The organism is Pseudomonas sp. TYF_14 (assembly GCF_043105275.1).
Lineage (GTDB): Bacteria > Pseudomonadota > Gammaproteobacteria > Pseudomonadales > Pseudomonadaceae > Aquipseudomonas > Aquipseudomonas alloputida.
The window spans coordinates 87,051-107,374 of record NZ_JBICLK010000007.1; the positions used below are offsets into that span (position 1 = coordinate 87,051).

At 60.8% G+C, this 20,324-nt stretch carries 16 protein-coding genes and 1 pseudogene; 13 read left to right on the forward strand and 4 right to left on the reverse strand.

Annotation, left to right across the window (positions count from 1 at the left end; translation table 11 throughout):
* The first annotated feature begins 3 nt into the window (after positions 1-3).
* Together ACF8O8_RS02820 and ACF8O8_RS02825 are read left to right on the forward strand one after the other, a co-directional pair.
* Positions 4-819 (forward strand): gamma-carboxygeranoyl-CoA hydratase, encoded by an 816-nt coding sequence (locus tag ACF8O8_RS02820; protein ID WP_003251320.1) that lies wholly within the window; start codon positions 4-6, stop codon positions 817-819.
* On the forward strand, positions 816-2,768 hold the full coding sequence (locus ACF8O8_RS02825; RefSeq protein WP_350298093.1) for an acetyl/propionyl/methylcrotonyl-CoA carboxylase subunit alpha: 1,953 nt from the start codon (positions 816-818) through the stop codon (positions 2,766-2,768). The genes ACF8O8_RS02820 and ACF8O8_RS02825 overlap by 4 nt, the downstream gene beginning before the upstream one ends.
* 298 nt (positions 2,769-3,066) lie before the next feature.
* Here ACF8O8_RS02825 and ACF8O8_RS02830 read toward each other — a convergent pair whose 3' ends face one another.
* Entirely contained in the window at positions 3,067-3,771 is a 705-nt protein-coding gene (locus ACF8O8_RS02830; protein ID WP_010954860.1) for a LexA family transcriptional regulator, read from the reverse strand.
* A gap of 87 nt (positions 3,772-3,858) precedes the next feature.
* Here ACF8O8_RS02830 and ACF8O8_RS02835 point away from each other — a divergent pair.
* Together ACF8O8_RS02835 and ACF8O8_RS02840 are read left to right on the forward strand one after the other, a co-directional pair.
* Positions 3,859-4,157, forward strand: a pseudogene (locus ACF8O8_RS02835) (DUF6124 family protein).
* A 448-nt stretch (positions 4,158-4,605) separates the two neighbouring features.
* Positions 4,606-5,121, forward strand: a complete 516-nt coding sequence (locus ACF8O8_RS02840) for a DUF4880 domain-containing protein (protein WP_392509208.1) — start codon at positions 4,606-4,608, stop codon at positions 5,119-5,121.
* A 133-nt stretch (positions 5,122-5,254) separates the two neighbouring features.
* Here ACF8O8_RS02840 and tssM read toward each other — a convergent pair whose 3' ends face one another.
* The 3 genes from tssM to vasI are packed head-to-tail and all read right to left on the reverse strand — an operon-like array spanning position 5,255 to position 10,964.
* The gene (tssM, locus tag ACF8O8_RS02845; protein WP_010954863.1) at positions 5,255-8,881 is read right to left on the reverse strand and encodes a type VI secretion system membrane subunit TssM; all 3,627 of its coding nucleotides are present in this window, start codon (positions 8,879-8,881) and stop codon (positions 5,255-5,257) included.
* On the reverse strand, positions 8,878-10,344 hold the full coding sequence (gene tssA, locus ACF8O8_RS02850; protein WP_010954864.1) for a type VI secretion system protein TssA: 1,467 nt from the start codon (positions 10,342-10,344) through the stop codon (positions 8,878-8,880). Before tssA ends, tssM begins: the two co-directional genes overlap by 4 nt.
* Positions 10,332-10,964, reverse strand: a complete 633-nt coding sequence (gene vasI, locus ACF8O8_RS02855; protein ID WP_392509209.1) for a type VI secretion system-associated protein VasI — start codon at positions 10,962-10,964, stop codon at positions 10,332-10,334. The genes tssA and vasI overlap by 13 nt, the downstream gene beginning before the upstream one ends.
* Positions 10,965-11,238: 274 nt before the next feature.
* On the opposite strand from vasI, the gene tssB reads away from it, so the two are divergent.
* The 9 genes from tssB (at position 11,239) to ACF8O8_RS02900 (ending at position 20,117) form a co-directional block, all read left to right on the forward strand.
* A complete protein-coding gene (tssB, locus tag ACF8O8_RS02860) occupies positions 11,239-11,742 on the forward strand; it encodes a type VI secretion system contractile sheath small subunit (protein ID WP_392509210.1) in 504 nt (167 codons plus the stop codon).
* Between the two features lie 17 nt (positions 11,743-11,759).
* Positions 11,760-13,247: a type VI secretion system contractile sheath large subunit gene (gene tssC / locus ACF8O8_RS02865; protein WP_392509211.1), complete on the forward strand. Its 1,488-nt coding sequence runs from the start codon at positions 11,760-11,762 to the stop codon at positions 13,245-13,247.
* The gene (gene tssE / locus ACF8O8_RS02870; protein ID WP_121783149.1) at positions 13,244-13,654 is read left to right on the forward strand and encodes a type VI secretion system baseplate subunit TssE; all 411 of its coding nucleotides are present in this window, start codon (positions 13,244-13,246) and stop codon (positions 13,652-13,654) included. Before tssC ends, tssE begins: the two co-directional genes overlap by 4 nt.
* 3 nt (positions 13,655-13,657) lie before the next feature.
* Positions 13,658-15,424 (forward strand): type VI secretion system baseplate subunit TssF, encoded by a 1,767-nt coding sequence (tssF, locus tag ACF8O8_RS02875; RefSeq protein ID WP_392509212.1) that lies wholly within the window; start codon positions 13,658-13,660, stop codon positions 15,422-15,424.
* On the forward strand, positions 15,388-16,404 hold the full coding sequence (gene tssG, locus ACF8O8_RS02880; RefSeq protein WP_010954869.1) for a type VI secretion system baseplate subunit TssG: 1,017 nt from the start codon (positions 15,388-15,390) through the stop codon (positions 16,402-16,404). Before tssF ends, tssG begins: the two co-directional genes overlap by 37 nt.
* Positions 16,401-17,198, forward strand: coding sequence for a type VI secretion system lipoprotein TssJ (gene tssJ / locus ACF8O8_RS02885; protein ID WP_392509213.1), 798 nt, complete (start codon positions 16,401-16,403; stop codon positions 17,196-17,198). The genes tssG and tssJ overlap by 4 nt, the downstream gene beginning before the upstream one ends.
* A gap of 49 nt (positions 17,199-17,247) precedes the next feature.
* A complete protein-coding gene (tssK, locus tag ACF8O8_RS02890; protein ID WP_392509214.1) occupies positions 17,248-18,585 on the forward strand; it encodes a type VI secretion system baseplate subunit TssK in 1,338 nt (445 codons plus the stop codon).
* 1 nt (position 18,586) lies between these two features.
* Positions 18,587-19,468, forward strand: a complete 882-nt coding sequence (gene icmH / locus ACF8O8_RS02895) for a type IVB secretion system protein IcmH/DotU (protein WP_392509215.1) — start codon at positions 18,587-18,589, stop codon at positions 19,466-19,468.
* Positions 19,469-19,601: 133 nt separating this feature from the next.
* Complete coding sequence (locus ACF8O8_RS02900; protein WP_010954872.1) at positions 19,602-20,117, forward strand: Hcp family type VI secretion system effector; 516 nt, start codon at positions 19,602-19,604, stop codon at positions 20,115-20,117.
* The last annotated feature ends 207 nt before the right edge of the window (positions 20,118-20,324 follow it).

The following is a 20,324-nucleotide window of genomic DNA, read 5'->3' on the forward strand; positions in this document are numbered from 1 at the left end:
CCCATGAGCGATTTCAGCACCCTCGAAGTGATCCGCGACCCGCGCGGCTTCGCCACCCTGTGGTTAAGCCGTGAGGACAAGAACAACGCCTTCAATGCGCAGATGATCCGCGAGCTGATCGTGGCCATCGACCAGTTGGCCGAAGACGCCAGCCTGCGCTTTGTGCTGCTGCGCGGCCGTGGCCGGCACTTCAGCGCCGGTGCCGACCTGGCCTGGATGCAGCAGTCGGCGCAACTGGACTTCAACACCAACCTGGATGATGCCCACGAACTGGGCGAGCTGATGTACGCCCTGCATCGCCTCAAGGCCCCGACCCTGGCCGTGGTGCAAGGTGCAGCCTTTGGCGGCGCGCTGGGCCTGATCAGCTGCTGCGACATGGCCATCGGCGCCGAAGACGCCCAACTGTGCCTGTCGGAAGTACGCATCGGCCTGGCCCCGGCGGTCATCAGCCCGTTCGTGGTCAAGGCCATTGGCGAACGCGCCGCGCGCCGCTACGCCCTCACCGCCGAGCGTTTCACTGGCGTGCGCGCACGCGAGCTGGGCCTGCTGGCCGAGGTGTACCCGGCCAGCGAACTGGACGACCACGTCGAAGCCTGGGTAAGCAACCTGCTGCAGAACAGCCCGCAAGCATTGCGCGCCACCAAGGACTTGCTGCGCGAAGTGGACGACGGCGAACTCAGCCCGGCCCTGCGCCGTTACTGCGAAAACACCATCGCCCGTATCCGCGTCAGCGCCGAAGGCCAGGAGGGCCTGCGCGCTTTCCTGGAAAAACGCCGCCCTGCCTGGCAAACCGTTGACAAGAAGGAGCCGCGCCCATGAGCCGCCCCGCTTTGACCACCCTGCTGGTCGCCAACCGCGGCGAAATCGCCTGCCGGGTGATGCGCACCGCCAAGGCCATGGGCCTGACCACTGTCGCCGTGCACAGCGCCACCGACCGTGACGCCCGTCACAGCCGCGAAGCCGACATCCGCGTCGACCTGGGCGGCACCAAGGCTGCCGAAAGCTACCTGCTGGTCGACAAGCTGCTGGCCGCAGCCAAGGCCAGCGGCGCCCAGGCCATTCACCCAGGTTATGGCTTTCTGTCTGAGAACGCAGGTTTCGCCCGCGCCATCGAGCAGGCCGGGCTGATCTTCCTCGGCCCACCGGCCAGCGCCATCGACGCCATGGGCAGCAAATCGGCAGCCAAGGCGCTGATGGAAGCGGCCGGCGTGCCGTTGGTGCCGGGCTACCACGGCGAGGCCCAGGACCTGGACACCTTCCGCGCTGCGGCCGAACGCATCGGCTACCCGGTGCTGCTCAAGGCCAGCGCGGGAGGCGGTGGCAAGGGCATGAAAGTGGTCGAGGAAGAAAGCCAACTGGCCGACGCCCTGGCCTCGGCCCAGCGTGAGGCACAGTCGTCGTTCGGCGATGCGCGCATGCTGGTGGAAAAGTACGTGCTCAAGCCACGCCACGTGGAGATTCAGGTGTTCGCCGATCAGCACGGCAACTGCCTGTACCTCAACGAACGCGACTGTTCCATTCAGCGCCGCCATCAGAAGGTGGTGGAAGAGGCCCCTGCCCCCGGCCTGTCGCCCGAACTGCGCCGGGCCATGGGCGAAGCGGCGGTGCGTGCCGCCCAGGCTATCGGTTACGTGGGTGCCGGCACGGTGGAGTTTCTGCTTGATGCCCGCGGCGAATTCTTCTTCATGGAGATGAACACTCGCCTGCAAGTGGAACACCCGGTCACCGAGGCCATAACCGGCCTGGACCTTGTTGCCTGGCAAATTCGCGTGGCCTGCGGCGAAGCCCTGCCGATCACACAGGAACAGGTACCGCTGATCGGCCATGCCATCGAAGTACGCCTGTATGCCGAAGACCCGGCCAACGATTTTTTACCCGCGACCGGCAAATTAGCGCTGTACCGTGAATCGGCACCTGGCGAAGGCCGGCGGGTGGACAGTGGGGTCAGCGAAGGCGATGTGGTGTCGCCGTTCTACGACCCGATGCTGGGCAAGCTGATCGCCTGGGGCGAAGACCGCGAGCAGGCGCGTTTGCGCTTGCTGGCCATGCTCGATGAGTTCGCCATTGGCGGGCTGAAAACCAACATTGCCTTCCTGCGGCGCATTCTCGCCCACCCGGCATTTGCTGCAGCGGAGTTGGATACTGGCTTCATTCCCCGCCACCAGGATGTGCTGCTGCCGGCGCCACGTGCGCTGCCGGCTGCCTTTTGGGAGGCGGCAGCCGAAGCCTGGCTGCAGGGCCAGGCGGGGCATCAGCGCGAAGACGATCGCCATTCGCCGTGGAGCGGGAGTAATGGCCTGCGCTTGGGCCTACCGGCACGCAGCAGCTTGCATCTGGTGAGCGCTGGGCAAGATCAGGCAGTGGCCCTGGAACGCAGCGCTGCTTCTACCTGGCAGCTGCAAGGTGAGCAGTTGGTGCATGACCAGAACGGCGTGCGTCGCCAGCATCTGGCAATCCGTCGCGGTGGCACGCTGTACCTGCACTGGGAGGGCGAAATGCATGCCATCGAAGCTTTCGACCCGATTGCCGAGGCCGAAGCCAGCCACAGCCATCAGGGTGGGCTGGGTGCGCCCATGAACGGCAGTATCGTGCGGGTGCTGGTCGAACCTGGCCAGGTGGTGGAAGCCGGTACTGCGCTGGTGGTACTGGAGGCCATGAAGATGGAGCACAGCATTCGTGCGCCGCATGCCGGCACGGTGAAGGCGCTGTTTTGCCTGGAGGGGGATATGGTCAGCGAAGGGACTGTGCTGGTCGAACTGGTGGAATAACGGTGCCGGAGGGCCGCTTTGCGGCCCTAACGCAACACAAGGCCGCCCCTGCAACAGCCCGTAGGAGCGGGTTTACCCGCGAAAGGGCCGGGCCTGCTGGCCAATCTCTACCCGTCGCTCACCGTTGCCGCCGCTACCGTATTCGCGGGTAAACCCGCTCCTACATCCGATCGGGGGTGGACACATGTTGGTGATTAGGCGCAGGCCGCGTGTAGGAGCGGGTTTACCCGCGAAAGGGCCGGCCCTGCTGGCCAACTTCCACCCGCCGTTCACCGTTGCCGCCACTACTCAAACCCTTTCAAAAAGCCCCATGCACCCGCACGACCACCCCAAGAAATTCGCAACCCTCTTCGCACAACAGCGCCGGGTAGTTACTGTTCAATGCCTTCAGATAACGCTGCCCACCTTCCTCGGCCAGCTCGCGGAAAATCGCCGGCTTGCCCGGCTGACGAGCGATAACCAAACGCCCCGCCTCAGCCTCTACACCTGGGTCCACCAGCATTCGCATGCCCTGCGGCACACTGCGGCCACTGACAGCGCTCATGGCATCGTTTTCCACGGTTAGCCAGAACGCCTTGCCCTGTGCCAGGTAGTCAGTCTGCTCGAAAACAGCAGGCTCTACAGCCGTCGCAGCCTCTAACTCACTCCAACCCAGCACCGGGTAACGGAAGCAAACGATGTACCGCATGAGGTCGAGTTCATCATCGTCTGCTATCTCGTAAACACTACGCTCCTCGCCAACCTGCCCCTGGATACGCAGCTGCAGGCTGACGTTGTAATGAGGCATTCCAAGCTCGACGAACGTGCGGTTCATCGATTCGATTTTCGGCTGACGCCGCTTGTTCACCCAATGACCGACACTGCCTTGAGACACACCAACGCGCTCGGCAAGCTGCTCTTGAGTGAGCCCTAGCTCCTCCATCCGGTCACGGACGAGGGCAATCCATTTATCCATATTCATCGCTGGCACGATACGGACTGCCTTCAAGCGCTCAATAAACATTCAGTATTATTTATCGGGAAGAATAAAAATACTGTAGGTATTACCATCGACCTGACCCCTTCCCTACTGGCTCCGGCAGGTATCAGGATGAAACTACCGAAAAACGACGAAACAGATCTCGACAGCGAAGCCGCCCGCCGCGCGCTCGACTATTACCTCAACCCCAACCCACCGCGGCCCACCCTGGACAACAGGATCTGGACCCTGCACGAAGGCGTAACCGGCGAACAGGCCAAGGAACACGCCATCGCCCTGCTGCGCTGCGCTGCGGCCACCGCCCAGGAAACCGCCACCCACAGCACGGCAGCCAGCGCGAACTGACGTTCGCGTTGATGCACATGATGGACATGGCTCGCGCACTGCTGGAGCACAAACACACCGAGTGACCGGGTTTATAGACAAGAAAGGAGGGAGAGTACGTGATGGCCGCGTAACGGCAGAAGCCCCGATTGCCGGGACAAGGAAGCGCGCCGGTAAAACTTTTTTACCGGATTAGCGAAAATTCATTTGACTGCCAAATGATAACGATTATTATTGCACTCAGCTGATCGCGAGATCCGCTGGATAACCTGAAAGCTTAGGTCGCTCTCAGATTATCTCCTCATCAGGCTAATCACGGTTTTTGACCCGGCTTTTTTGCCGGGTCTTTTTTTTGGCTCTTCAGGCTAATGAAGATCGTGATGGCGCGCATGATAGCAAAGGTGTTTCAGGGCGTGAACGCTCGTTACAAAACTTTGCGGAATCAGCACTTGAGAATCAATATCGTTTCGACTACGCTGTTTCCGCATCAAGGAAGATGCCCCCTCCTCCCCTTTATAGAGCAAGGAGCTGTCCATGACCCGTCTGCTGCTGCCCCTTGAGCACCCCACTCCTGCTGCCGAGCATGATGCCGACGATGCCCTGCTGCATGCACTGAGGCGGCTACCACGGCGCGTACAGCAAGTATTCCTGCTTAACCGCCTCGATCAGCTGGACTTCGCCAGCATCGCTGTGCGCCTTGACCTGCCACTGGCGAGTATCGAGCGCAACATGGGCCAGGCACTGCAGGCTGGCCGCTCGCGCCGGGATGTGCTGGCGAGCGTGGCCGGGCAATGGTATGTGCGCTTGCAGAGCCCGCAGGTGACGGCGTGCGAGCGTATCGACTTCCGCCGCTGGCTGGATGCCGATACGGCGAACTTGCAGGCGTTTCACGATACGGAACTGCGGTGGCGCAGCCTGCTGGCGCCGGCACGGCAATTGGGCCATGACGGCTGGTATCGGCAAGGCCGGGCGGCGCTGTCGCTGGGCGGCTGCTCGGTTGCGGTCGGGCTGGGCGTGGCGGCGTTGGTGCTGGTTGGGTTCTGGGCTTGATCAGCGCTTCAGCATGCCTGTACGTCCCTGCCGCTGAGCATGCACCGTGCGCATGCCCGACTTCAGTTGCTCGATAGCTTGGGTACAGACATGCCGTGCCTGGGCTCGCTCTTCGTTTTGCACCGCCTCCTGCCTACATGACAGGCACATCCGCCTGTTCGGCCAACGCCACCCTGACTGGCTGTTGCAACAACCCTCGGGGCAACCGAAAACCTTTGAACGGTTGTTGAGTAATAGGATTGAAGGCCTTTTCCGCGTTCAGCCGGTAGCGCATCACACCATCACCTGTTTTGAAGCTCAGGTCCACGCTGGTTGCCGTACGCCCATTGAGCGCACCGCGGCTCAGCAGGCGAAACATCGACCAAGGCCCTCGATACTCCAGGCTGCTGCTATTGCCGTTCTGCCTGAGCAGGGTCAGGTTGCTGCGCACGTGTTGCCCCAAGGTATTGGGCCAGACAATACCGGTGATCTGGCTTGGGCCGTGGGTGTAGGAAATCAGCTGGCCATCCAGATCCAGCAGGCTGGTGCGTTGATTTGCACTAAGCCCCAACGGCTCGATACTGAACTGCACGCTGAGGTTACCGCGCTGATCAAAGAACGTTTCGCGGATGCGATCGGCCCGTTCCAGCTGCTCGATCACATCGGTACGGATCAGGGATCGCCCCTGCAAACCATTCTGCAAGGCTTCCAGATTGTCCTTGAGGAAAAGCTTCAGATATTGATCCTGGAACTGCTGCAGTCGCCCATTCGGCCCGAAGAACGCTTCAAAGTCTTCCAGCGAAGCGTCGGGTGCCCTGACTACGAAAGGGTAGCGCTCTGCCAGGCGCTGCTGGAAGAAGCTGTAGACTTCAGCATCCCATCGCCGCTCCAACTCGCGCAGCGCTTCAACGTTCAGCACCTGTGCCGTTTGATGTGCCACCTTTCTAACGTGGTGATTGATTGGCTCCGGCAAGCCAGTGGCAACGCGTTGCAAGGTGCCGATGGGGTCGTGCCCGGTCATTGAAAAGCGTTGATGCACTGCGTGCAGCGCAGCCTTGCCTCGGTCTGGGCTACCCTGTACCGCCTTGGCATAGTCGTGGACGGCGACTATGGCTGCGTGGGTTTCATCGTAGTAGCTCGGTTTTTCGCCTGCAGCGTGCAACATGGCGCTCAAGCCTGCAAACGCCCGCTGAATGACCAGCGCCTGTTGTTGCTCAGGCTTGCTGTTGATCGAAACGGGCGAAGGGGCCTCATCCGCCACGCCAACATTAACCGGTGATAACAGCGAACTGTTGTCGCGAACCGTCTCCAGCAATCGGTGCAACGGCGCCGCTGGCCCGGCCAACTGTTCAAGGATCGTGACGCCATGATCCAGGTCTCGAAAATCCGCCACGGAGAATGCGTTCAAGGCGCGGCGCCAGCTGTCGATGTAGTCGGCGCTGTACAGGTTGCGCAGGCGCTCGTTCAGCGCAGCCTGGTCGGCATCGGAGTAATCCAGTTGAGCACGTTCCCCCAGTGCCCACTGGTCGATCATGGCCATTTCCGTAAAGCGCTGACTACGCGGTTCAAAGTACTCCTTGAAGCCTTTGGCGGTGAGCATTGGCGCCAGCAAAACACCATTGTCGCCCTGGCTCGAGCCGGAAGACAGCTGGTAAACGACATCGAACGCAGGCCCCACCTGATGACGCAGGTCCAGACCGGTATGCAACTGCTCCTGGGCCTGCTGCTTCAGGCCCGCATACACGCGTTGTGGCAACGGCACCTTACGCAATGTCTGCTGCACGTGGCTGACACGCTGGCGATACTGCGGCAGGTCGGTATCCGCGTAGGTCAGCGCATACTTCAGGTGCCGCATGAGGTCTCGTTGCAGCTGCCCCTGGCCGGGGAACGCCTGTTGCCACTGTCGCGCCATCCAGTCCTCGACCCATTCCGCTCGACGGTTCCGGCGATCCTCAAGCATCCGGTAAACCCGGAGCGCGGCCATTTGCTGCTCGCTGCCGGGGGGCGCCGCATCCATGGCCTCGATCACGCCGCTGGCCAACGCAGGCAAGAAGCGCCTGGACAACAAGCTGAGGTACGCCTCATCCACGGTCGGCCCGATGGTACGGCCCTGGTACAGCCCCAGATCAGCAACACCCGGCCACGCAGCGCGGTAGTCGCCAAACACTGCTACCGCATCGCGGATCTGGTCCAGCGGCTCCAGCAAGTTGCGCCCGGTCGGGTCCAGACGCTGATCCACTTCGTGATGGCTGTACTCCCGGCTCTTGGCCAGCACGCTGGCGGCTTTGACGCCATTGATGTCGAAGTAACGATGCCAGCTGGCGATGGCGACGCAGAAGGCCAGAACGCCTACAGAAGAACCCACCCACAGCAGTTGGCGCTTGCGCCGAGCCACCCTGACGTTATCGCCGGCAAGGCCGGCCTCTTTGTAGATGACCCGCCCAAAGGCCTGTTGAATGAAGTAGGCCAACGCCTTGGCCTGCGGCTTGCCCTCAAGCAACGGGAGGCTGGTCTTGTAAGGCTGCGCCGCCTCACGGACAAAGGCGTTGCGCACGTCACCGTGCTGTACGACTGACGACCAATACACACCGCGCACCAGCGCCGGGGTGGTGAAACGGTCACTTGCCAAGGTCTCGCGCAGAAAACTCAACAGCATTGGACGCAACCCGAGCAACTGCCTATGCAGTGAGTAGAGACGTGAACGCAACGCAGGGCTACCCTGCACGTCCAGACGATCGATCACCTGCTCGAACAGCTGCTCCAGCAACCGATCGTAGTGTTCGCCATACTCGCCCAGCCAAGCGTCGAAGGTGTCGACAGCATCCAGCTTGAACGTGAATCCAAACAGGCTATTGCGCTTGGCGGCCGAAAGCTTGCTGTAGAATTGGTCGAAGCCGTCCAGCAGATCGAACTTGCTCAACACGACATACAGCGGCAAGCGCGAGCCCAACTGGCTGCTCACCTCGTAAAGACGTGTGCGCAGCAGGTGGGCAAGGGCCGTGCGTTGCTCGACGGTACCGTGCAGTAGCGCAGGCAGGTCGACAACCAGCACCAGGCCGTTGAGGGCTCTCTGGCTTCGATTGCGCTGCAGCCAATCCAACAGATGCTGCCACAGTTTGGCTTGGGTTCCAGACGGTACCGAAGACTCAACGTCAGTGGAGTCACTGCCCAGCGAATCTGCGGGGCCGTTCTGGCTGATAAAGGCACCGGGCGGGTCGATGATCACCGCATCATTGCTGATCCACCACCCCACGGGGTAGGCGAGCGCCTGCGCTGGCCGGCCCCGTGCCTGCGCCTTGTCGATGCGGGTCAACGAGAAACTTTGATCGGTGCAGTCAATAAAGCTGCTCTTGCCGGCCTGCCTGGCGCCCAGCACGAGGTACCACGGCAATCGGTACAGCGCGCGACGCCCACCGGCATTGTCCAGGTAGCGTGCGAGCCCTTGGCTCAACGCCTTCTCTTGTGCATGAACGAACGGTTGCGTCGGATCCACCTCGGCAGCCATCGCCTGCTGACGTTCTGCTTGCAAGCGACGAAAGCGCGTTCTCAAGACAACCAGCCAGCTCAACAGCGCCACCAACACGAACACCAGGCTGGCCATACTACGATGCGCCACACTGGCCAACGGCTGCTGATCGCGCCACGTCCATTGCGGGCCGAGCCACCAGATGGCGACCAGCATCAGCACAGCGCCAAGCCCAAGTAGCAGCGGCATTGCCAGACCGATACGGGTCATCAGCGGCCAGCCCCAACGTTTGAGGTACTTCCAGAGTTGATTCATCGAGGCTCCTGCTCCTTGTTCCGATCGGCCAGCACGTGGGAGGACGCGTATTGTTGAAGCCGCTGGAATACCTCGGGCTCCCAGTCGCTGGCGGTGGTTTGCTGCATCGTGCGCGCTACCCCGGCGCACAGGTCCTGGGCTAACCAGGACACGCCTCGTGCGGCCAACAGGTCCGCTGCGATGAGGGTGGTATGGCAGCGCTCGCGAGGGGCTCGAAAATCTGCCTGCATCCCCTGCAGCCTTAGCAACACCGGTTCTACGCCGCCGCTTTCCAGCTGGCTGACCAGTTCTTCGCGAAGGCTGGTGAACTCTTGGGAAGCTTCGGCTTGCTCGGATTGCCCGTCTGCCCCTTTGAGCCAGGCCAGGCATTGGTCGTCGACAAACACCCGACCGTCGCTGAAGCACAGCTGCTGCAGCGCTGGCATGCGCAGCACGAAACGAGCGGTCGCCGCACGGATGGCCTCAGCCACTTCGCCCATCGCCAGCCGCGACGCGGCGGTTGCGGCAAGAAAGCTGCCGCGAATCCAGAAGGGCGAAGCCGACACACTTTTTTCGACCCGCTGGAGCAACGCTGCGTCGATTACAGTGCCGGCGATGGCCTCCTCATAGTCGCTGGCAATATCCCGCGGCACTGCCATCAACTCTGTACGGTTGCACTGCCGGGTTTGCGGTGCGGCCTGAATGTGGGCCCACAGACCGAAGCGCCGCAGTTGATAGCCGGTCGGGTCGTAAGGGTCCTGCTGATTGATCAGCTCGGCCATGCTCAAGATGGCTCGGCGCGTCTCGCGCTCGTTACCGCCCGACAAGCAGGGTTTCGGCGTGGCGATGACATCCGCCAGCGGCGCAGGTTGCGGGCTCTCCACCGGAGCCTTGGGCGCATCGCGCTCGCCAATACCGTTGGCAAGCGCCGTGTGTTTGTGCAACAGGCGCTCCAGCTCAACCAGAACAGCCGGGGCAAGCTGGGCGGCTTCCTGCTGACGTAGCAAACGGGCCAATGCACCCTTCGCCGCTGCGGCGTGAGCCGGGGTGTACGTGAAACGATCAAGGCGCGGCAGCGCATCGATCAAGCGATTGAACAACAGGCCAACGATCTTGCGCTTGGTCAGGAAGCCTTTCGGGCCAGGCGTTGGATGAGCGGTTTCCCAATAGTTGTCGATCATTCCGCCCAGCAACGCCAAGGTGAACCCCCAGCGCTCCCAACAGCCACTGCGCAGCCACGCAACGCTCAAGTGCGCGACGATCCGCAGATGCTTGCACTGTCGCTCCAGGTACTGAGCAGAGGCCTCCTCGATGTAGTCCCAGTCGATAGACGCTTCCTGCAGCCCACCCAGCTTGACCATCTCCTGGTCAATGGCCTGGTAGGTTTCGTCTTCCCCATCGAACAGCCCCGCCGGCACCTGGGCATCGATGGGTGCGAGCAACCGTGTGATTTCTTGCGCCTCGACATCAGCTACCAGCGACATGTCTTGCGAGCCTCGTCGATAAGCGGGTCCAGCCCCTGAGCGTCAAAAACGAGTCCATCAACGGCAGGGTTGTCGCTCTCTACGTGAATGCGATGGGCCCCGATCAATTGCTTGATCTGCTCGATACCCGGCAGGCCTCTGCCGGCGTCGAGCACTTGGCCGTTTTCCATCACTTGCCACGGTGTGGGTACAGTAGCGCCCCGCTCCCCTCTCAACCGCACCTGCACTCGGCTGGCATCGACGGGTTGGGCGGTGACCAGTTGCAACCTCGAGATGTTCTGCACGCAGCTGATGATCAGGTAGGGGTGCGGTGCAACTGAAGCAATCGCAGGTGCAGAGATCAGGAGCCCGCCTTCTTCAGAGCGGAGGCGAAACCTCAAGTCCTCGGGCGCCCGCCCCGTCTCATGGATCAATACGCGACGCACCGTGGGTGCCTCCAGCTCCTGCGCTGACCACTGTCGCTGCGGCGTGAATCCCGGCGTACCCGCCGCCTGATCGAAACACGCCAGGCGCTCGATATTGGACACGATCCGTGGGCAGTCCGGCGATGCACGGGTCAAGGCAGGCATTAACAAGAACAGGAATGAAAGTCCGACGCCACCTGCATAACGAATAATCATCTCACCTTAACTCTCCCACTCAATCGTACACATGCCCGTGAATTAACCCAGCCATCCCAACAGCGGAAAAGAGGCTAGTACATAAACTCAATTCTATTCAAGAATTTATTTTGTTACATATTTGAACTCGACGCTCAACGATTATCCAGCGCATGGTTTTTACGCAACGAATAACTCAAATCCCAAGAATCATGCTTATTAAACGTTTAACGCGCAAGCTTACTTGTAGGAAGCGTCCTACATATAAAACCCACACTAAAAAAGATATATAACCATGACTAAACGCTCCGATTCCGTTGCACCCAAAGAACGCATCAACATCAAATATGTGCCCGCCACCGTTGACGAGCAGGCCGAGGTAGAGCTGCCGCACAAGATGATGGTGCTGGGCGACTTCGGCCTCGATGACAGCCGCTCCCTCGAAGACCGCCAGGTCATGCGCATCGATAAACACACCTTCAACAACGTGTTGAATGACGCCGATGTGAGCCTGGCCATGTCGGTGCCCTCCGCGCTTGACGCTACTCCGGATGCAGAGCTGGCAGTCAACCTGCAATTCAAGTCCATCCAGGACTTCGGGCCAGACCGCATAGCACGGCAGGTGCCCGAGCTGAACAAGCTGCTGCAGTTGCGTGAAGCGCTGGTTGCCCTGAAAGGCCCACTGGGCAACGTGCCCACCTTCCGCAAACAGCTGCAGCAGCTTCTGAACGACGCGCATGCCCGCAAGCAACTCGCGCAAGAACTCGACCTGGTGCTTGAAGCGCCAAAAGCAGACTGAGACAACGGAGCGTCCCCATGCCAAAGCCAAGCACAACTGTCACTGTTGAAACACAGGCCGAAACACTGAGCAATGCCACCTTGCTCGACCAGATCATGGCAGAGACCAAGTTGGTTCCCACACAAGAGGGTTACCAAGTGGCCAGGCAGGGTGTATCCGCCTTCATTGCCGAAATTCTAAAAAACAATGACCCAGATCAATTGATCAACAAACACCGCGTCGACCAGATGATTGCCGAGCTGGATCGGGTCCTCAGCAAGCAGATGGATGCCATTCTGCATGAACCCGCGTTCCAGCAACTTGAATCCGCGTGGCGAAGCCTCAAACTTCTGGTCGACCGTACGGACTTTCGCGAGAACATCAAGCTCGAAGTCTTGCACGTCAGCAAGGAAGACCTGCTCGATGACTTCGAGAACGCCGCCGACATTACCTGCAGTGGTATTTATAAACACGTCTATACCGCCGGCTACGGCCAGTTCGGTGGCGAGCCGGTCGCGGCAATGGTTGGCAACTACAACTTCGGCCCCTCTTCGCCTGATATCAAACTGTTGAGCTACATGGCGTCAGTCGGTGCCATGTCGCATGCGCCCTTCATTGCGGCACCCTCCCCAGAGTTCTTCAACCTGAGCAGCTTCGAAGCGCTACCCAACCTGAAAGAAATCAAAGACATCTTCGCCGGCCCACGGCATGCCAAGTGGCGCGCGTTCCGCGAGAGCGAAGATGCCCGCCACATCGCGCTGACCGGGCCGCGCTTCATGCTGCGCTCCGCCTACCATCACCAGGACCAGCCGATCAGCAGCTTCAATTACGATGAGAACATCAACGGCCGGCACGACAATTACCTGTGGGGCAGCTCAGCCTTCCTGTTGGCCAGCTGCATTAACGACAGCTTTGCCCGCTACCGCTGGTGCCCCAACATCATCGGCCCGCAATCGGGAGGTGCCGTCGAAGGCCTGCCGGTGCATCTGTACGAATCGCTGGGCCAGCTGCAGGCCAAGATCCCTACCGAGGTACTGATTTCCGACCGCAAGGAGTTCGAGCTGGCCGAAGAGGGCTTTATCGCCCTGACCATGCGCAAGGACAGCGACAACGCCGCGTTCTTCTCAGCCAACTCGGTGCAGAAGCCGAAAAACTTCCCCAAGACACCCGAAGGCCTGCAGGCACAGACCAACTACAAGCTCGGCACCCAACTGCCCTACCTGTTCATCGTCAATCGCCTAGCCCACTACATCAAGGTGCTGCAGCGCGAGCAGATCGGCAGCTGGAAGGAGCGACGGGACCTTGAGTCCGAACTCAACAAATGGATCAAGCAATACGTCGCCGACCAGGAAAACCCTTCGGCCGATGTGCGCAGCCGTCGGCCGTTGCGTGCTGCCAGGGTCGAGGTCTCGGACGTGGCGGGTGATCCGGGCTGGTACCAGGTCTCGCTCGCCGTGCGCCCGCACTTCAAGTACATGGGCGCGAACTTCGAAATTTCCCTGGTAGGCCGGCTCGACACGCAATGAGTGGTTTCTTCGATCGCTTGATGGCGGACCCGTCCGCCATCCGGGAGCCGTCTCGCCAGGAAAGCGCTTCGCACAAGTTCGCGGCCATCAAGCGCCACCTCGAAACGTTGCTGAACGCTCGCCAAGGTTGCTCCCAGAGCAGCCCCGAGCTGGGCCTGCGCGACTTCAACGGGCATGACGTCAGCAGCGGCGACCTGCTGCAGCAAGTGAGCGCCGATATCCGCCGTACCCTCCAGCGCTTTGAACCGCGCATCCACGTGCGCGCGCTCAAAGCGGTACCGGATTGTCACGCCCCGTTGGAACTGCATTTCAGGCTCGACTGCCAGGTGCAGGTCAACAACCAGGCAGAGCAGTTGCAGCTGGAGCTGCTGGTAAACGGACACAACCGCTACACCCGAGTGAGGTGACCCATGTCACTGAAGGACAGATTCAGCGAAGAACTGCGTTACCTGCACGAGTTGGGAAACGACTTCGCCAAGGACAACCCTCAGCTTGCCCGGCTGCTAGGCAAGGCGGGCAGCGACCCCGATGTCGAGCGGTTGATGGAAGCCTTTGCGTTTCTAACGGCCAAGCTTCGGCTGAAGCTGGAAGATGACCTGCCAGAACTCACCCACCCCATGCTGCAGATACTGTGGCCCAACTACCTGCGCCCATTGCCCAGCGCCACGATTATCCGATTCTCGCCACGCAAACAATCGCTCAGCCAGTCACAGCACATTCCCAAAGGTGCAAGGTTGTTCTCGAAACCCGTGGACGCCGTGCCCTGCGAGTTTCGTACCTGCACGGGAGTGAGCCTTCATCCGTTTGAAATCAGCGCCGTCAGCGCAACCCAGACACTCGACAGCTCTGTGGTTCGCATCGGCCTGCAAACCTTGGTCGAACGGCCCCTGAATACGTTGGGCTGCGCCCGTCTGGATTTCCACCTCAGCGGCGACAACCGCACCGCTCTGACGCTTTATCTATGGATTTCTCAATACCTCAAACACGTCAGCGTGATCATGAACGGCGAGGTGCGCCGGCTACCGGCCAACAGCATCGGGTTCCCAGGTTTCAGCCCTGAGGAGGCCTTGCTGCCCTACCCGCAGAACGTGTTCGATGGCTACCGTATTCTGCAGGAATACTTCGTGTTCCCGAAGCGCTTCCACTTCTTCAGCATTACCGGCCTGGAAAAGCTGTGGCCGGCACAAGCCTGCCCACAGGTGGGCATCGAGTTCCATTTCACGCGTCAACTGCCAGACACCCTTCGCGTTGGCACAGAAGATTTCAGCCTGTTCTGCACCCCGGCTGTCAACCTGTTCAAGCACAGTGCCGAGCCCATCGACCTGGCCAGCGAGGCTGCCCAGGTAGAGCTGAAGCCCAGAAGCGAGGCGCAGTCCGCTTACGAAATCTTCAGTGTCGACGAAGTCATCAGCACCCGAACGACCACTGACGGAAGTACCGGGGAGCACCTGCGGACTTTTCGCCCTTTCGAATCGTTCGCCCACGAAATCGAGCATGCCCAAGGCCGCACGGCGCTCTACTACCGCTACCAACTCGAAGAGTCCCTGCGCGGCGATGGCGTGACCCACCGCATCGCCTTCGTGCGCGCCGATGCCAACAACTATATAGGCGAGCTTGAAACTGCATCCATCGACCTGACCTGCACCAACAGGGACTTGCCGCTGGCGCTGGGCGTGGATGACATCAACGTCCTCACCGAAGTCACGCCGCCCCTGGCGACCTATACCAACATCTGCGCCCCCACCCGCCCCTACCGGCCCGTGCTGGATGGCCAGTTGCAGTGGGCGTTGATCTCCAACATGTCGCTCAACTACCTGTCGCTGCTGTCGGTCGAGCCGCTCAAGGCGGTGATTCGCACCTACGACTTCGCGGCGTTGCACGACATCCAGCAAGCGCGCACCACCGGCAAACGCCTCGACGGTATCCGCGAAATCCACACACAGCCCATGGACTGGCTGATCAAGGGGCAACCCATTCGCGGCCTGCACACCCGGCTGAAACTGGACCAGACCGCCTTCCTCTGCGAAGGCGACCTCTACCTGTTCGGCTGCGTGCTCGCGCACTTCTTCGCCCTGTACGCCAGCATCAATTCCTTCCATCAACTGGAAGTGATCAACACCACCAACAACGAGCACTACACATGGCCCATCCAGACCGGCAAGCAACCGCTGATCTAGCCGACAAGCTGCTCGCCAACGCGCACCAGTACAACTTCTTCCAGTTGCTGGAGCGGTTGCATGGCCTGCACGGCGACGACCTGGAACCGCGTTGGGCGGATGAGGCCACCCGGCTGCGCGTGCGGCTGGCCAGCGACCCGCGCCTGACCTTTCCCGTCTCTGATGTGTACAAGGCCGAGCGGATGCCCGGGGAGGATGAGCGCTATCGCGTGTGCACCACGTTCATGGGGCTGCACGGTACCGACTCGCCCTTGCCCACCTATTACCTGGAACAGGTGGCCTATGAACATGCCCAGGGTGTAGGCGTGCGGCCGGCCTTCTTCGACTTCTTCAACCATTACCTGCTCAGCCTGCTGCACCGGATCTGGCGCAAGTACCGCTATTACATCCGTTTTCAACCCGGTGCGCGGGACGGGTTCTCCCAGTACATGTTCGCCCTGCTCGGGCTGAACGACAAACAGCTGCGCGGCGACACGACACTGCCCTGGAGCCGCCTGCTCAGCTTTGCCGGTGTTATCGCCAGCCGCGGCCGCGCACCGGGGACCGTCGCCGGCATCATCGCCCACTGCTTCGATCTGACGCACGTGCAGATCCGCGAATTCGAGACGCGCACGGTCACCACCAACAGCAAACAGCTTGTAAGCCTCGGGCGCAGCAACGGCGAGCTTGGCAGCACGTTCATGGTCGGCAGCCGCACCCGCACCCGCAGCAGCAAATTCACCATCCTCATCAGCGAACTCGACCAGGCGCAGCTGCATGACTTGCTGCCCAGCGGCATCAACTTCGGACGCTTGCGCGCCTTGATTGATTTTCTGCTGCGCGATGGCCTGGCGTATGACCTGGAGCTGCGCCTGAAACAAAACGCACTGTCGCCGTTCTACCTGCACCGCAGCCAAGGCGCCTACCTGGGCTGGACCAGCTTCGTCGATGACCACGATGGCCAAATCAGTCCCGTTGTCCGCTTCCGGGGGCGGTCATGAGCCGCCTGGCCGTCTGGATTGCGCCTCTGCTGGTCGTGCTGGTCGGACTGCCAGGTTGCACGTCCTTGAGCAGAGCCACCAAGGTGGCGCTGGACCACTCGTTACCAATCGGGCCGCCCAAGGACAACCCAACCCAAGTCGCGTTCAGCATCAACGTCAGCCCAACGCTCAACAGCAACCCGAACAGTGTCGACGTGGCGGCCATCCCTGAGAGCATCCTGGAACCCAGCCCCTACGCAGTCACCTTGAGCGCCGGCGATCCGCACGCACTGACCGACAAAGTCGGGACCTTGCTTGAGTACCTGCAAGCGCAATTCCCCGCGATGTCCCGCGTGGAAACCGGCGAAGAGGACCAAAGCGAATGGGTTCGCTCCCCGATGGAAGAAAGCTCGCCCGGCAGCTATGACGACCCCACGGTGGTGCTCACGCTGCCGGGCAGCAAGGCCGAAGCCAGCGTGCCTGTCGCCACACCGATTGCCATCAAGATCCTGCAACTGCGCGATGACTCGCTGCTGCGCAACAGCGTGTACCAACTGCTGGACGATGACCCCGCCAAGGCACTGCGCAGTACCTACATCCGCGATGACGATTACCTGCTGAACCCAGGCCAGTTCAAGTTCATACCGTTTGAGCCCATCGAGCCCGAGACCCGCTTCGTCGCGGTGATCGGCGACTACAGAAACCAGGAGAACGCGACCTGGCAGCAAGTGTTGCGGATTCCGCCACGCGGCCACCAGATCATTCTCTCAGTGCTGGTCAATGACGCGCAGATCCTGCTCAAGGAGGAGGAATGACAGCGCCTCTGCACCCTATCCCCCTTACTCACGCTGACACGGAGCGCTCATGAGTTCACGTAACCCCGTTCTGTGGCCCGAAGGCCTGTTCGTCAAACCACAACATTTCCAACAAGCTGCGCGGGCCAGTGAAGCGGCCTTGCATCAACGCCTTGGCAGCCTCAACGCGGCCTTCTACGGCTTCAGCGAACTGCAGCTGAGCACCGAATACCTGAGCCTGGGCAAGGTCGCCATCACCAAGGCGCGCGGCATCATGCCCGATGGCACGGTGTTCGATATTCCTGCCGATCTGCCGCCGCCGCCGCCCCTGGAAATCGAGGACGACGGTTCGAAAGACAGCGAGATATTCCTGTGCTTGCCGCTGCGTACCGAGGGGGGCCGTGAAGTCAGCTGGCCCGACAATGCCGCCAACTTCCGCTACAACGCTCAGGCAGAGGAGATCAAGGATACCCACAGCGCCGACGGTGACCTGGTGCAGGTCGACCTGGCCGTGCCCAACCTGCAGCTCAAACGCAAAGCCGATGACAGCAGTGCCTACACCCGCCTGGCCGTGGCTCGTATCCTGGAGCGGCGCCCTGACGGTAGCCTGCTGTTGGATGAAACGTTCTACCCCACCAGCGTTTCGGTGCGGGCAGTGCCGGCCCTTCAGCGGTTTCTTGAAGAAATCACCAACACCCTGCGCGAGCGTGCGCGCAATCTTGCCGCCCGCATTGGCGCTTCGGGCCAGTCGGGTATCGCCGACATCCGTGACTTCAACCTGCTGCAGGCCATGAACCGCTGGTGGCCGTGCTTCAACCACCTGGCCCGGCAAGGACAAACACACCCCGAGCAGTTGTACCTGTCCATGAGCCAGGCGTGTGGTGAATTCGTCACCTTCACCGACGAGAACCGGCTGCCGCAGGAATACCCGGCCTACCACCACACCGCACTGCGTACCTCGTTCAAGCCCCTGGAGGACACGCTCCGTCGAGCCCTGAGCACGGTCCTGCAACCCCGCGCCGTGTCACTGCCGCTGGAGACCCTGGACTTTGGCGTGATGACAACCACGCTGGAAGACCGGCGCCTGATCGACGAAGCCGATTTCATCGTCGCCGTGCGCGCCGACCTGCCGCCGCAGACGTTGCGCCAGATGTTCATACAGAAAGCCAAGGTCACCTCACTCGAATCCTTGAATGACCTGGTGCCGTTGCAACTGCCGGGCATCCCGCTGCTGCCCCTGCCGGTTGCACCACGCGACCTGCCCTTCCATGCGGGCTTCAGCTACTTCGAACTGGACCGCCGTGACCCCGCCTGGGCCTGCATGAAGACGGCCAACGGCTTCGGCTTCCACGTTGCAGGTGAGTTCCCAGGGCTTGAACTGCAGTTCTGGGCGATCAGGGGTGAATGATATGGAAAACAGTAACCCTACCCTCAACGACGCGAAGCACGTTGCGGAAACGGATTTGCAGTCGATGCTTGAGAAGTCGTTGCCCAACGACGCACCCGCAGCTGCAGCTGCAGCTGCAGCTTCCACTGCATCTGCACAGGAGCAGAAGCCGGAACCTGCCTATCAGGGCTACCCCGCGGACCCGGAGTTTCAGCTCAGGGGTGGCTGCGCCAATCTCATGCTGGATGCTGCGGCACCCTTGTTCGGGCTGGTAATGCGCCTGCGCACGCTCGATGAACTGCCCAACATCAAAGATGTGCATCAGCAAGTGCGTATTCAGATCGACAGCATCCGGGAAGAAATACGCCAGCACGGCTATGAGCCCGCTCAGTTGCTGGCGTACTCCTACGGCCTGTGCCTGTACATCGATGAAGCGGTGATGGAGCGGCCCTGGGGCAAAAGCAGTTGCTGGAGCCACGAGCCGCTTCTCAGCATCTTCCACGACGAGACCTGGGGTGGGGAAAAAATCTTCACCGTGATTACCCGCCTGATGCAGGAGCCCAAGCGTTATCAGGACGTACTGGAGTTCATGTACTTCGCCCTGTGCCTTGGGCTGAAGGGCAAGTATGCGCTCGCGCCGAAAGGCGAAGAAACACTCAACGCACTGATTCACCAACTGCACGGGATCATCCGCGAACTGCGCGGCCCCACCCCCGAAGAAGTCTGCGACCCCTACACCAACGTCGCCCCCAGAAACTTCCGCATGAGCCGGATATGGCCGTGGTGGAGCCCGTTGGTCATCTCCGCCATCGCCATGGCGGTGGCCTACGGGATTTACAGCTACCGCCTGCACCTGATCACAACCGAGGTGCTGGAGTCGCTGAACGGCATCTTGCAGCAATAGCCAACCGTGACACAGCACCACTGAGTTCAACGAATTCGCGAGGTTTTTGCCTCGCTGACAAGCCCATCGTTTCCGATGGCCACGCCACCTGTGGTGTGCGTGCTTTACCCACATGGACGCAGGAGTAACTGCCATGCCAACACCCGCTTACATCAAGATCGTAGGCCAGACCCAAGGCAACATCACCGCGGGCGCCTTCACCGCTGACTCCGTCGGCAACGTGTTCCAACAAGGCCATGAAGATCAGATTCTGGTTCAGGAAATCAAGCATGAGGTGACTACGCCCACTGACCCCCAGAGCGGTCAACCGAGTGGCCAGCGCGTGCATAAGCCTTTCATATTCACCAGTTCACTGAACAAAGCTACCCCCCTGATGTATCAGGCACTTGCCACCGGCGAAATGCTGCCAACAGTCGAGGTCAGCTGGTATCGCACCTCATCGGAAGGCAAACAAGAGCATTTTTTCACCACCACGCTCGAAGACGCCACCATCGTCAGCATCAATACCGTGCTTCCCCACGCACTCGACAAAGACAATGAAAACTACACCCAGCTGGTTGAAGTATCGCTGGCGTATCGAAAGATCACGTGGGCTCACGATGTAGCCAATACCGAAGGCTCTGACGACTGGCGCGCACCCGCCGCCTGACCCGTGCAAATGCCCCGGGCAGGCCATGCCCGCCCGGGCTTTGTGTTGATTCAGACGGCGGACAAGGATCTTTTATGCCTAGCCAATCTGATTTGCGCTACAGCTTTGAGGCACTCGTTGGCAAAGCTGCATTCGAAGTGGTGTCGTTCGAACTCCGAGAGGGCATCAGCGCACCCTTTGAACTGGAGCTGAAACTGATCAGCTTCG

Bases quoted from the DNA above. Each gene is read 5' to 3' on its own strand.
- ACF8O8_RS02820 (WP_003251320.1), top strand. From the start codon at position 4: ATGAGCGATTTCAGCACCCTCGAAGTGATCCGCGACCCGCGCGGCTTC.
- ACF8O8_RS02825 (WP_350298093.1), top strand. From the start codon at position 816: ATGAGCCGCCCCGCTTTGACCACCCTGCTGGTCGCCAACCGCGGCGAA.
- ACF8O8_RS02830 (WP_010954860.1), bottom strand. From the start codon at position 3,771: ATGTTTATTGAGCGCTTGAAGGCAGTCCGTATCGTGCCAGCGATGAAT.
- ACF8O8_RS02840 (WP_392509208.1), top strand. From the start codon at position 4,606: ATGACCCGTCTGCTGCTGCCCCTTGAGCACCCCACTCCTGCTGCCGAG.
- tssM (WP_010954863.1), bottom strand. From the start codon at position 8,881: ATGAATCAACTCTGGAAGTACCTCAAACGTTGGGGCTGGCCGCTGATG.
- tssA (WP_010954864.1), bottom strand. From the start codon at position 10,344: ATGTCGCTGGTAGCTGATGTCGAGGCGCAAGAAATCACACGGTTGCTC.
- vasI (WP_392509209.1), bottom strand. From the start codon at position 10,964: ATGATTATTCGTTATGCAGGTGGCGTCGGACTTTCATTCCTGTTCTTG.
- tssB (WP_392509210.1), top strand. From the start codon at position 11,239: ATGACTAAACGCTCCGATTCCGTTGCACCCAAAGAACGCATCAACATC.
- tssC (WP_392509211.1), top strand. From the start codon at position 11,760: ATGCCAAAGCCAAGCACAACTGTCACTGTTGAAACACAGGCCGAAACA.
- tssE (WP_121783149.1), top strand. From the start codon at position 13,244: ATGAGTGGTTTCTTCGATCGCTTGATGGCGGACCCGTCCGCCATCCGG.
- tssF (WP_392509212.1), top strand. From the start codon at position 13,658: ATGTCACTGAAGGACAGATTCAGCGAAGAACTGCGTTACCTGCACGAG.
- tssG (WP_010954869.1), top strand. From the start codon at position 15,388: ATGGCCCATCCAGACCGGCAAGCAACCGCTGATCTAGCCGACAAGCTG.
- tssJ (WP_392509213.1), top strand. From the start codon at position 16,401: ATGAGCCGCCTGGCCGTCTGGATTGCGCCTCTGCTGGTCGTGCTGGTC.
- tssK (WP_392509214.1), top strand. From the start codon at position 17,248: ATGAGTTCACGTAACCCCGTTCTGTGGCCCGAAGGCCTGTTCGTCAAA.
- icmH (WP_392509215.1), top strand. From the start codon at position 18,587: ATGGAAAACAGTAACCCTACCCTCAACGACGCGAAGCACGTTGCGGAA.
- ACF8O8_RS02900 (WP_010954872.1), top strand. From the start codon at position 19,602: ATGCCAACACCCGCTTACATCAAGATCGTAGGCCAGACCCAAGGCAAC.